Below are 13,084 nucleotides of genomic sequence, written 5' to 3' on the forward strand. Positions count from 1 at the left end.
CTGTGGCCAGCGAGACCGAGGACAAGCTCCGTTACTTCCTCAAGCGGGTGACCGCCGATCTCCAGGAGACGCGCCGACGGCTCCAGGAGACCGAGTCCGTCGCGGGCGAGCCGATCGCGATCGTCGGTATGGCCTGCCGCTACCCCGGCGGCGCCGACTCCGCCGAGCGGCTGTGGCAGCTCGTCGCGGACGGCCGGGACGCCGTCTCGCCGTTCCCCACCGACCGAGGCTGGGACGTGGAGTCGCTGTACGACCCCGACCCCGACCGCACCGGCCACACCTACGCCCGCGAGGGCGGCTTCGTCGACGGTGCGGACGGCTTCGACGCCGGGTTCTTCGGCATCGGGCCGCGCGAGGCGCTGGCGATGGACCCCCAGCAGCGGCTGCTGCTGGAGACCTCCTGGGAGGCGTTCGAGCGGGCCGGCATCGCCCCGGAGTCCCTGCGCGGCAGCCGGACCGGCGTCTTCATGGGCGCGGGGCAGGTCGACTACGCGGCGCTCGCCCAGCGAGCGACCGAGAGCCTGGAGGGGTACCTGCTCTCGGGCGGCGCGGCCAGCGTCATCTCCGGCCGGCTGTCCTACGTGTTCGGCCTGGAGGGCCCGGCGATCACGGTGGACACGGCGTGCTCCTCCTCACTGGTCGCCCTGCACCTGGCCTGCCAGTCGCTGCGCCGCGACGAGTGCTCGACGGCCCTCGCGGGCGGGGCGGCCGTGATGGCCTCACCGGGCATGTTCGTCGAGTTCAGCCGACAGCGCGGCCTCGCCCCCGACGGACGCTGCAAGGCCTTCGCGGCCGCCGCCGACGGCACCGGCTGGGGCGAGGGCGTCGGCGTCCTGCTGCTGGAACGCCTCTCCGACGCCCGCCGCAACGGACACCGGGTGCTGGCGGTGGTACGCGGCTCCGCCGTCAACCAGGACGGCGCCTCCAACGGACTCACGGCACCGAACGGCCCCTCGCAGCAGCGCGTGATCCGCGCCGCGCTCGCGGACGCCCGGCTCACCGCCGCCGACGTGGACGCCGTCGAAGCCCACGGCACCGGGACGACACTCGGCGACCCGATCGAAGCCCAGGCCCTGATCGCCACCTACGGCAAGGAACGGCCCGGACCCGAGCCGCTGTGGCTCGGGTCGGTGAAGTCCAACATCGGCCACACCCAGGCGGCGGCGGGTGCAGCCGGCGTGATCAAGATGGTGATGGCGATGCGGAACGGCATGCTGCCGCCCACGCTGCACGTCGACGAACCCACCCCGCACGTGGACTGGTCCTCCGGCGCGGTCGAACTGCTCACCGAGACGCGGAAGTGGCCGCAGGAGGACGGGCGTCCGCGACGAGCGGGCGTTTCGGCTTTCGGCGCGAGTGGGACGAACGCGCACGTGATCCTGGAGGAAGCCCCCGCCGCCGAACAGGTCGCGGCGGCCGAACAGCCCGGGTTCACGCCGCCTTCGCCCGTCGTGCCGTGGGTCATCTCCGCCCGCGACGACAACGCCCTACGCGCCCACGCCGCCCGACTCGCCACCTACCTCCACGACCACCCCGACACCGACCTCCGCGCCGCCGGACACACCCTCCTCACCACCCGCACCACCCACGACCACCGCGCCGTCGCCCTCGGCCACACCCCTGAGGAACTGGCCGCCAGCCTCACCGCCATCGCCAACGACACCACCCCAACACCCAGCATTACGAACGCCTTCGAGCGACCAGTGTTCGTGTTCCCCGGGCAGGGCTCCCAATGGACCGGCATGGGCGCCGAACTCCTCGACACCTCACCCGCCTTCGCCGAATCCATCGCCCGCTGCCAGGCCGCGCTGGACCCTTACGTCGACTGGTCGCTCACCGACGCCCTACGCGGCACCCTCGACCTCGCCCGCGTCGACATCGTCCAACCCACCCTCTTCGCCACCATGGTCGCCCTCGCCGACCTCTGGCAATCCCTCGGCATCCACCCCACCGCCGTCATCGGCCACTCCCAAGGCGAAATAGCCGCCGCCACCATCGCCGGAGCCCTCACCCTCCAAGACGGCGCCCGCATCGCCGCCCTCCGCAGCCAAGCCATCCTCGCCATCGCCGGACACGGCGCCATGGCCTCCCTCCCCCTCAGCCACGAGGACACCACCCAACTCCTCACCCCCTGGCAGGGACAGCTCGCCATCGCCGCCCACAACGGCCCCACCACCACCGTCATCGCCGGCGACCACCAGGCCGTTCAACAGCTCCTCGCCCACTGCGAGAACCAGCAGATCCGCGCCCGTCGCATCGACGTCGACTACGCCTCCCACACCCACCACGTCGAAACCATCCGCGACCACCTCACCCACCAACTCGCAGGCATCACCCCCAAGCCCTCCACCATCCCCCTCTACTCCACCGTCACCGGCACCCCCATCGACACCACCACCCTCACCCCCCACTACTGGTACACCAACCTCCGCCAACCCGTCCTCCTCACCGACGCGGTCCACTCAGCCCTCACCGACGGCCACCACAGCTTCATCGAGGCAAGCCCCCACCCCGTCCTCACCACCGCCATCCAGGACATCGCCGAAACCACCGACCACCCCACCCTCACCACCGGCACCCTCCGCCGAAACGAAGGCAACTGGACCCGCCTCCTCACCTCCCTCACCCACCTCCACACCCACGGCCACCCCGTCGACTGGACCCCCCACCTCCACCCCGGCCACCACCCCGACCTCCCCACCTACCCCTTCCAGCACCGCCGTTACTGGGTGGACACCGTCGACGCGGGCAGCACGGGCAGCTCGGGCAGCACGGTGAACACGGGTGGCAGGCGCAGCGCAGTCCCCGAGCCCGACGACCACACCGCGGATTCCGCCGCCGCGCAGTTGCTCCGCCGGCTGGCCGACCTGGGCGAGCCCGACCGTGAGCGCCTGCTGCGTGACCTGGTGGAGACCCACGCGAGGGCCGTCCTCGGTCTCACCGATCCGGTCCCGCCGGGGCGTTCCTTCCACGAGCTGGGGTTCGTCTCGCTCACCGCCGTCGAGCTGCGCAACCGGCTGATGGCCGTTACCGGCCTACGGCTCCCGGCCGCCGTCGCCTTCGATCACCCGACACCCGAGGCCCTGGGCCGCCACCTGCTCGCCCTGCTCGCCGGCCCGGATGCCGAGGCCACCGAGGCGCCGCCCGCCGCGGGGGCGGCCGGTGGCGAGGACGAACCCATCGCCATCGTCGCCATGGCCTGCCGTTTCCCCGGCGGGGTGCGCAGCCCGGAGGACCTGTGGCGGCTGGTCGCGGACGGCCGCGACGCGGTCTCGCCGTTCCCCGAGAACCGGGGCTGGGATCTCGACAACCTCTACCACCCCGACCCGGACCGTCCCGGCCGCACCTACGTCCGCGAGGGCGGCTTCCTGCACGACGCCGACCGCTTCGACGCCGCCTTCTTCGGCATCAGCCCGCGCGAGGCCCTCGCCATGGACCCGCAGCAGCGCCTGCTGCTGGAGACCGCGTGGGAGGCCTTCGAACGGGCCGGCATCGACCCGGAGTCCCTGCGCGGCAGCCGGACCGGGGTCTTCGCCGGCAGCAGCGGCCAGGACTACCACCTGCTGGCGCAGGACTCCCCGGACGGCCTGGAGGGCTATCTGCTGACCGGCAACGCGGCCAGCGTCATCTCCGGCCGGCTCTCCTACACCTACGGTCTGGAGGGGCCGGCGCTCACGGTGGACACCGCGTGCTCCTCCTCCTTGGTCGCCCTGCACCTGGCCTGCCGGTCGCTGCGGTCGGGCGAGAGCACGCTCGCGCTCGCGGGGGCCGTCACCGTGCTGTCCACGCCGCAGGCGTTCATCGGTTTCAGCCGGCAGCGCGGGCTGGCTCCGGACGGCCGGTGCAAGCCGTTCGCCGCGTCGGCCGACGGCACCGCGTGGGGTGAGGGGGCGGGTGTGCTGCTGCTGGAGCGGTTGTCGGACGCGCGCCGCAACGGGCATCCGGTGCTGGCCGTGATCCGCGGCTCGGCCACCAACCAGGACGGTGCGAGCAACGGGCTGTCCGCGCCGAACGGTCCCTCCCAGCAGCGGGTGATCCGGCAGGCGTTGGCCAGTGCCGGGCTGGCGCCGGGCGACGTGGACGCGGTCGAGGCGCACGGGACGGGCACGCCGCTCGGGGACCCGATCGAGGCCGAGGCGCTGCTCGCGACGTACGGGCGCGACCGGTCGGCGGAACGGCCGCTGTGGCTGGGCTCGGTGAAGTCGAACATCGGCCACACCGCGGCCGCCGCCGGGATGGCGGGTGTGATCAAGATGGTGATGGCGATGGAGCACGGTGTCCTGCCGCCCACCCTGCACACCGACGCCCCCACCCCGCACGTGGACTGGTCCTCCGGCGCCATCGCCCTGCTCAGCGAGCCGGTGGCCTGGCCGGAGGGGGACCGCCCCCGCCGAGCGGGTGTCTCCGCGTTCGGTATCAGCGGCACCAACGCCCACGTGGTCCTGGAACAGGCCCCGGCGGTGCCCCAACAAGCCGCCCCGCCGGACGCGTCCGGCACCGACACCTCCGCGCCTGACACCTCCGAGGCCGACACCTCCGAGGCCGACACCTCCGGCGCTGACGCGCCCGCGCGGCCCGCTCCGCTCGTCGCCTGGCCGGTCTCGGCCCGGGGCCAGGCCGCCCTGCGCGGCCAGGCGGAGCGTCTGCGGGAGCACCTCGCCGACGACCCCTCCGTCAGCCCCGTCGCCGTCGGCCGCTCGCTGGCGCTGACCCGGGCCGCCCTGCCGCACCGGGCGGTCGTGCTCGGCCGTGACCTCGGCGAGCTGCGGGCTGGACTGGACGCGCTCGCAGCGGGCGACACCGCGCCCGGCGTGGTCCGCGGAGCGGTGGCCGCCGGCCGGGTCGGCTTCCTCTTCCCGGGCCAGGGCAGCCAGCGTCCGGGCATGGGCCAGGGCCTCCACCAGGCCCATCCGGTCTTCGCCCGGGCCCTGGACGAGGTGTGCGAGCAGTTGGACGGCCACCTGGCCGCGCCCGGGCGCCCGGCCCTGCGCGACGTGCTGTTCGCCGCCGCGGGCAGTCCCACGGCGGCCCTGCTCGACGAGACGGTGTTCACCCAGGCCGGGCTGTTCGCCGTCGGCCTGGCGGCGTTCCGCCTCCTCCGGTCCTGGGGGGTGACGCCCGACTACGTCGGCGGCCACTCCGTCGGCGAGCTGGCGGCGGCCTGCGCGGCCGGCGTGCTGAGCCAGGACGACGCCTGCCGCCTGGTCGCCGCGCGCGGCCGGCTGATGCAGGACTCGCCGGCCGGCGGCGCGATGGTGGCCGTGGAGGCCGCCGAGGACGAGGTGTTGCCGCTGCTGGCGGGCCGGGAGGCCGGTGTCGGCATCGCCGCCGTCAACGGGCCGCGCGCCACCGTGCTCTCCGGCCTGGCCGAGGCGGTGGAGGAGGTCGCGGCCGCACTCGCCGCGCGCGGGCGCCGGACGAAGCGCCTGCGGGTCAGCCGGGCCTTCCACTCGCCGCTGATGGACGGTGTGCTGGACGGCTTCCACGAGGTGGCGAGCGGGCTCGCGTACGGGCCGCCGCGGATCCCGCTGCTGTCGAACCTGACCGGCGAGCCGGCCTCGGCCGAGCAGGTCTGCGGACCCGAGTACTGGGTGCGGCACATCCGGGAGGCGGTGCGCTTCCACGACGGCGTGCGCCGGATGGCGGCGGACGGTGTGACCACCTTCCTCGAACTCGGGCCCGGCGGCGTGCTGTCCGCCCTGGTGCGGGACGCACTGGCCGATCTCGGCCCGGCCCCGGCGGCGGTGCCGCTGCTGCGGCAGGGCCGACCGGAGGCGGACAGCGCGCTGACCGCGCTCGCCGCCGCCCATGTCCGTGGCGTCCCGGTGGACTGGGAGGCCGTCCTCGCCGACTCCGGCGCCGGCCCGGTCGCGCTGCCCACCTACCCACTGCCCACCTACGCGTTCCAGCGCCGCCGGTTCTGGCCGGAGGGCGCCGCGGCGGCTGCCCGGCCCGCCGGGCCGCCCGCCACCGTGTCCCCCGACACGCCCGGCGACACCACAACCTCCGAAGCGGCGGCGCCCGGAGCAGGTACACCGGCCCGGCTGCGGGCGCGGCTGTCCGCCCTCGACCCGGCCGAACGCGCCTCCGCCCTGCGCGAGTTGGTGACCGCCGAGGTGGCCGCCGCGCTCGGGCACGCCTCCACCGAGGACGTGGAGACCGGCCTGAGCCTGCCCGAGCTGGGGCTCGACTCCCTCGCCGCGACGGAGCTCGGCGCCGCCCTCCAGGCCGCCACCGGGGTGGACCTGCCCGCCACCGCGGTGTTCGAACATCCGACGCTCGAGGCTCTCGCCGCCCACCTGGACGCCCGCTGGGACGCCGTCCAGGCACCGCCCGCCGGTCCGGCCGACGGCCTGCTGGCCTCGCTCGCGCCACGGGCGGCGGAGCTGGGCCGGTTCGAGGAGTTCGGCGAGCTCCTGGCCGCCGCCGCGCGGTTCCGGGACACCTTCGACTGCCCGCCCGCGCCGTCCGAGCGGCCGGCTCCCGTTCGCCTCACCTCGGGTACGACAGCGCCCCGCTTCTTCTGCTTCCCGTCGTTCGCGAGCAGGTCCGGCGCCCACCAGTACGCGCGCCTCGCCGCCGCCGTGGGCGGCCGTCACGAGCTGTGGGCACTGCCGGCCCCCGGCTTCACCGCCGGCGAGCGGCTCCCGGCCGGTCTCGACGCGTTGGTGCGCCTGCACGCCGAGGACGTCGAACGGCTCGCCGCCGGGCAGCCGTTCGCCCTCCTCGGCCACTCCGCCGGCGGCTGGATCGCCCACGCCGTGGCGGCGCGCCTGGAGGAGGTCGGCGTTCACCCGGCGTCGGTCGTCCTACTGGACAGCTACCGGCCGGGCAGTGTCATACTTCCCCGCATCCAGGCGGAGCTCGCCACTCAGCTGACGGCTGGTCAACTGGACGCCGTCGACCCGCTGGACGACGTCTGCCTCACCGCGATGGGCGGCTACGCCCGGCTCTTCGAGGGCTGGCAGCCGCAGCCGCTGACCACGCCCACGCTCCACCTGCGCGCCGCCCGCCCGCTGCCCGGCTTCCCCGCCACCGACTGGCAGGCCGACTGGCCGGCCCCGCACGCCGGGGCCGAGGTGCCGGGCGACCACTTCACGATGACCGGCGAAGACGGCCCCACCACCGTGCGCGCCGTGCTCGACCGGATCGCCGAGCCGGTCGCCTGACCTCCCGACCCACCACGATGTCCGATTCCCGACGAGGGTGAGCAGAACATGAGCACTGACAACGGCCACCGGCCCGACGCCCTGGACCAGGCGGTCCTCGACGGCCAGGCCCCCTACCACCGCCGCGCGCTGAACTTCTACGACCTGGTCGTCTTCCGCGGCAGCGCACCGCTGTTCTGGCGGTGCTCGCCGCGGAACTTCCAGCAGATGTACAACGACTGCCTGGGCGCCAAGCACCTGGAGATCGGCGTGGGCACCGGCTACCTCCTGGCGCACTCCCGGTTCCCGGTGTCGAACCCGCAGATCACGCTGGCCGACCTCAACCCCAGCACGCTCGACTTCACCGCCGAGCGGCTCGCGCACCTCAAGACCACCAAGGTGGTCGCCAACGCCCTGGAGCCGCTGCCGGTGCCCGCCGAGAGCCACGACTCGGCCGCCCTGAGCTTCCTGCTGCACTGCATACCCGGCAGTCTGCGCGAGAAGGGCGTGGCCATCCGGCACGCGGCCGCGGCCGTCAAGCCCGGCGGCACGGTGTTCGGCAGCACGGTGCTGTCGTCGGGCGTCCCGGTCACCGGGGCCGGCCGCTGGCTGATGAACAACCTGAACGCGAAGGGCGTCTTCCACAACGACCGGGACGACCTGGAGGACCTGCGCGACCAGTTGAAGCAGACCTTCGACGACTTCGACCTCGTCGTGCGCGGTTCCGTCGGCCTCTTCCGGGCCCGCAAGGCCTGAGGCGTGTCCGCCGGTTCCCGCCGCCCGCCCCTCCCGCGCCCTACACCCCTCCCCCGCCGCACCGCCGCTCCCCGCCGCACCGACCCGTTCCGGAAAGGAACCGCCGCCATGGCCGCACGCTGGTACCCGATCGAGGAGGCCGACGACTCGTTCTTCGCCAAGGCCCCGCTTTACCACGCCCGTTCGGTCGAGGTGCCGTACTCCCCGGAGGAGACCTGGGCGGCCCTGACCGGCGACGGCGTGTCCAGCTGGACCAAGGGCATGCGGCGGCTCACCTGGACTTCGCCCCGTCCGTTCGGCGTCGGCACCACCCGCGAGATCGAGATGGACGGCGACTTCGTCCTCCGCGAGCGCTTCTTCCGCTGGGAGGAGGGCACCCGCAAGACCTTCACCGCGACCGAGGCGACCCGCCCGATCTTCCGCCACCTGGTGGAGGACTACGCGGTCGAACCGACCGAGAACGGCGCCCGGTTCGGCTGGCGGTGGGCGGCCGAGCTGAACCGCCCGTGGTCGTTCCTCCAGGGCGCGCTGGACCGCTACTTCTTCGCCCCCACCGGCCGCTCGCACATCGACGGCCTGCCCGCCTACATGGCCTCCCAGCGCGGCGCCGCGCACCGCTGAGCCCGCGGCCCCACCACCCCCGCCCCCGAACGAAAGAAGAACCGCATGTGCGGGATCGCCGGCTGGATCTCCTTCCAGCACGACCTCGAACGTGAACTCCCCACCCTGACCGCCATGACCGACACCATGCTGTGCCGCGGCCCGGACGCCGGCGGCACCTGGCTGTCCCGGCACGCCGCGCTGGGCCACCGCCGGCTCGCCGTCATCGACCTGGCGGGCGGCGTGCAGCCCATGGTGGTCGAGACGCCGGACGGCCCGGTCGCCATGACGTACAGCGGTGAGGCGTACAACTTCACCGAGCTGCGGAACGAACTGCGCCGCCGCGGCCACGAGTTCCGCACCGCCAGCGACACCGAGGTGGTGCTGCGCGGGTATCTGGAGTGGGGGCAGGGGATCGCCGACCGGCTCAACGGCATGTACGCGCTCGGCATCTGGGACGGCCGGGTGGAGAAGCTGGTGCTGCTGCGCGACCGCCTCGGCATCAAGCCGCTCTACTACTACCCGACCGGCGACGGCGTGCTGTTCGGCTCGGAGGCGAAGGCCCTGCTCGCCCACCCCTCGGTGGACCCGGTGGTGGACGCCGACGGCTTCCGCGAACTGTTCGGCTTCGTCAAGGCCCCCGGCCGCGCCGTCTGGACGGGCATGCACGAGGTCAAGCCTGGCTCCATGGTGACGGTCGACCGCTCGGGCCTGCGCGAGCACGTGTACTGGGAGCTGGCCGTCGCCGAGCACCGCGACGACACCGGGACCACCGTCCGGCACGTCAGGGAGCTGCTGGAGGACAGCGTGGCCCGGCAGTTGGTCGCCGACGTGCCGCAGTGCGTGCTGCTCTCCGGGGGCCTGGACTCCAGCGCCCTGACCGCCCTGGCCGGCCGCCGGCTGGCGGCCGGGGGCGAGCGGGTGCGCACCTTCACCGTCGACTTCGAGCAGCCGGACGCGTTCCGCCCCGACGAGCTGCGCGGCTCGCAGGACGCTCCGTTCGCCCGCGCGGTGGTCGAGCACGTCGGCACCGATCACCACGACATCCGGCTCGACCACCTGGAACTGGCCGACCCGCAGGTGCGCCGGGCCACCGTGACCGCCCGCGACCTGCCGTTCGGCTTCGGCGAGGCGGACAACTCCCTGTACCTGCTGTTCAAGGCGATCCGCCGGCACTCGACGGTCGCCCTCTCCGGGGAGTCGGCCGACGAGATCTTCGGCGGCTACCCGTGGTTCCACCTGCCGGCGGTGCAGCAGACCGCGATGTTCCCGTGGGTGACCGCCTCCGGGCTCGGCCCGCGCAAGCACCCCACCAAGCTGATCGACGGCGACCTGCTGCTGCGGACCCTCGACGTCCCCGGCTACTGGGCGCAGCGCTGGAGCGACTCGGTCGCCCGGATCCCGGTGGTGGAGGGCGAGGACGCGCACGAGCGGCGGATGCGCGAGTTCTGCCACGTGCACCTGACCAGCCTGCTGGGCATGCTGCTGGACCGCAAGGACCGGATGAGCATGGCGGTCGGCCTGGAGGTGCGCGTGCCGTTCTGCGACCACCGCCTGGTGGAGTACGTCTACAACACCCCTTGGGCGATGAAGACCTTCGACGGCCGGGAGAAGAGCCTGCTGCGCGCCGCGGTGCGGGACGTCCTCCCGGGATCGGTGGTGGAGCGGGTGAAGGCCCTCTACCCGCACACCCAACAGCTCGCCTACGTGGGCCAGTTGCAGCAGCAGGTCGGCGACCTGCTGTCGGGTGACCACCAGGCCGTCACGTTCTTCGACCGCGCCGCGCTCGCGGCGGCCGCGGGCGCCGCGCCCGAGGCCGTCGACCGCGACGAGCGGGAGGCGTTCGAGCGGGTCCTCGACCTGGCCGTCTGGCTCGACCTCTACCGCCCGACCATCAAGCTCTCCTGAGGAGTCGCACCATGCCCGTCGACAACGACGTCTACAACACCCACTCCTGGTGGCACGACGACCAGCCGTTCGCGACCTTGGAGGCCTTCACTCCGGCCCGGTTCGACTACTTCCGGGACGTCCTCACCAACCGGCTGCGGCTGGAGCTCAAGGGCCTCAAGGTGCTCGACGTGGGCTGCGGCGGCGGTCTGCTGGCCGAGCACTTCGCGGGCGTCGGCTGCCGGGTCACCGGGCTGGACCCGTCCGGCCCGTCGCTGGAGGCGGCCGGTGAGCACGCCCGGGAGTCCGGGCTGGAGATCACGTACCAGCAGGGTTTCGCCGAGCGACTGCCCTTCCCGGACGGCGCGTTCGACCTGGTCTACTGCTGCGACACCCTGGAGCACGTGAGTTCCGTGGACCAGGCGGTCGGCGAGGCCGTGCGGGTGCTCAAGCCGGGCGGCTACTACCTCTACGACACCATCAACCGGACGTTCCGGTCCAAGCTGGCGATGATCAAGATGGCGCAGGACTGGAAGTCCGTCAGTTTCGCGCCCAAGGACCTGCACGATTGGAAGAGCTTCATCAAGCCGGCCGAGCTGCACGCCGTCTTCCGCAAGCACGGCCTGGACAACCGGGACCTCGTCGGATTCGCCTCCACCCGGCCGCAGTTGGAGCTGCTGAAGGCGATGCGCCGCCGGGCCCGCGGGGAGATCACGTACGGCGAGCTGGGGCGGCAGTTCCAGCTCGGCGTGCACAAGGACACGTCGGTGATCTACGCCGGCTACGCACGGAAGGCCGCGAAGTGACCACGACCGCCACCCCGGACGTCCGGGTCCCGGTACTGATCGTCGGCGCCGGCCCGGCCGGCCTGACCGCCTCTCTGGCGCTGTCCCGCTACGGCGTCGCCCACCTGCTGGTCGGCAAGTACCAGGGCACGGCCCACACCCCCCGCGCCCACCTGCTGAACCAGCGCACCGGCGAGATCCTGCGCGACCTCGGCGTCGAGCAGCAGGTGGCGGCCGAGGCGACCCCGGCCCCGCTGTTGGCCAACCACGTCTTCATGTCGACCTTCGCCGGGCCCGAGGTGAGCCGGCTGGACGCCTACGGCAACGGTCCCGACCGCATCGGCGACTACCTGGCGGCCAGTCCCAGCACGATGTGCAACCTCGCGCAGCACCTGCTGGAGCCGCTGCTGGTCGAGCAGGTCCGGCAGGCCGGGGTCGGTGAACTCCGCTTCGGCCAGGAGTTCCTGCGCATGGAGCAGGACGACGGCGGGGTCACGGCCGTGGTCGCCGACCGGCAGTCCGGCCTGGAGTACACGGTGCGGGCCGACTACGTGATCGGCGCGGACGGCGCGCGGAGCCGGGTGATGGAGCAGGCCGGGCTCACCGTGGAGGGCGCCACGGGGCTGGCCAAGGTCGCCTCGGTCTGGTTCGAGGCGGACCTCTCGCAGTACTGCGCCGACCGCCCGGCGATCCTGTACATGGGCGCCGTGCCCGGCAACCCGCCCGAGGACGGCCGGGTGTTCGTCAGCATCCGCCCCTGGAACGAGTGGGTGTACCTGCGCTTCCTCGACCACGGCGCGGAGTTCGACCGCGACGACCACGAGGAGATCCTCGCGCACATCCGCGAGAGCATCGGCGATCCGTCCGTCGAGGTCCGGATCAAGAACGTCTCGCCGTGGGAGGTCAACGCGGTCGTCGCGCCCCGCTACGCGAACGGCCGGGTGTTCTGCGTCGGCGACGCGGTGCACCAGATGCCGCCGACCAACGGCCTCGGGCTGAACTCGGCGGTCGCCGACTCCTTCAACCTCTGCTGGAAGCTGAAACTGGTGCTGGACGGCGCGGCCTCCCCGGCCCTGCTGGACACCTACCAGGCCGAGCGGCTGCCGGTGGGCGGGCAGATCGTCGACCGGGCGGTCCGCAGCATGATGGACTTCCTCGGCATCCCGGCGGCGCTGGGCTTCACCGCCGGGCAGAGCGCCGCCGAGCAGTGGGAGCTGCTGCGCGGCCTCGCCGACGACACCGAGGAGGCCGCGGCCCGGCGCGCCGCGCTGGCCGCCGCGACCGACCGGATCAACTACCAGGTCAACGCGCACGGCGTGGAGATCGGCTACCGCTACCGCACCGGCGCGCGGGTGGACGACGGCACCCCCGAGCCGGCCGATGACCGGGACCCGGAGCTGTACTACCGGCCCACCACCTGGCCCGGCGCGCGGCTGCCGCACGCCTGGCTGGAGGACGGCGGTCGCCGCCGCTCCACCCTGGACGTGGTCGGCCGCGGCCGCTTCGTCCTGCTCACCGGCCGCGGCGGCGACCGCTGGTACGACGCCGCCCGCGAGGCCGCCGGGCTCACCGGGGTGCCCGTGACGGTGCGCACGATCGGCGCCGCCGAGGGCCTGCGCGACCCGTACGGGGCGTGGGAGCGGCTGCGCGAGGTCGACGCGGACGGCGCCGTCCTGGTCCGCCCGGACGGGCACGTGGCGTGGCGGGCCCGGACCGTCGACTCCGCCGCCGAGCTGCCCAAGGTGCTGGCCGCCGTCCTGCACGCGCCCGCCGGCCCCGCGGCCTGAACACCCGCCGGGGGGGGCCTTCCGGGGAGGGGCCGCCCGGGCGCCCGTTCCACCCCCTCGCCGCCCCACTTCAGCCCCCTTTCAACGCGGCCAGGCCCGCCCAGACCCCCCCCAAACACCC

The 13,084-nt window shown here is 73.7% G+C and carries 5 protein-coding genes and 1 pseudogene; all 6 read left to right on the plus strand.

Translation table 11 applies throughout. The features are described from left to right. Positions 1–2 precede the first annotated feature (2 nt). A pseudogene (locus tag ACZ4WV_RS10215) lies at positions 3–7,118 on the plus strand (type I polyketide synthase); the annotation flags it as partial. Between the two features lie 99 nt (positions 7,119–7,217). Continuing rightward, entirely contained in the window at positions 7,218–7,904 is a 687-nt protein-coding gene (locus ACZ4WV_RS10220) for a class I SAM-dependent methyltransferase (RefSeq protein WP_465744770.1), read from the plus strand. Positions 7,905–8,012: 108 nt separating this feature from the next. Beyond that, the gene (locus ACZ4WV_RS10225) at positions 8,013–8,525 is read left to right on the plus strand and encodes an SRPBCC family protein (RefSeq protein ID WP_465744771.1); all 513 of its coding nucleotides are present in this window, start codon (positions 8,013–8,015) and stop codon (positions 8,523–8,525) included. 45 nt (positions 8,526–8,570) lie between these two features. Beyond that, a complete protein-coding gene (asnB, locus tag ACZ4WV_RS10230; protein WP_465744773.1) occupies positions 8,571–10,412 on the plus strand; it encodes an asparagine synthase (glutamine-hydrolyzing) in 1,842 nt (613 codons plus the stop codon). Positions 10,413–10,423: 11 nt separating this feature from the next. Beyond that, positions 10,424–11,197: a bifunctional 2-polyprenyl-6-hydroxyphenol methylase/3-demethylubiquinol 3-O-methyltransferase UbiG gene (ubiG, locus tag ACZ4WV_RS10235; protein ID WP_465744775.1), complete on the plus strand. Its 774-nt coding sequence runs from the start codon at positions 10,424–10,426 to the stop codon at positions 11,195–11,197. Continuing rightward, positions 11,194–12,963 (plus strand): FAD-dependent monooxygenase, encoded by a 1,770-nt coding sequence (locus tag ACZ4WV_RS10240; RefSeq protein ID WP_465744777.1) that lies wholly within the window; start codon positions 11,194–11,196, stop codon positions 12,961–12,963. The genes ubiG and ACZ4WV_RS10240 overlap by 4 nt, the downstream gene beginning before the upstream one ends. Positions 12,964–13,084: the final 121 nt, after the last annotated feature.

Source organism: Kitasatospora sp. NPDC029312 (assembly GCF_055569215.1).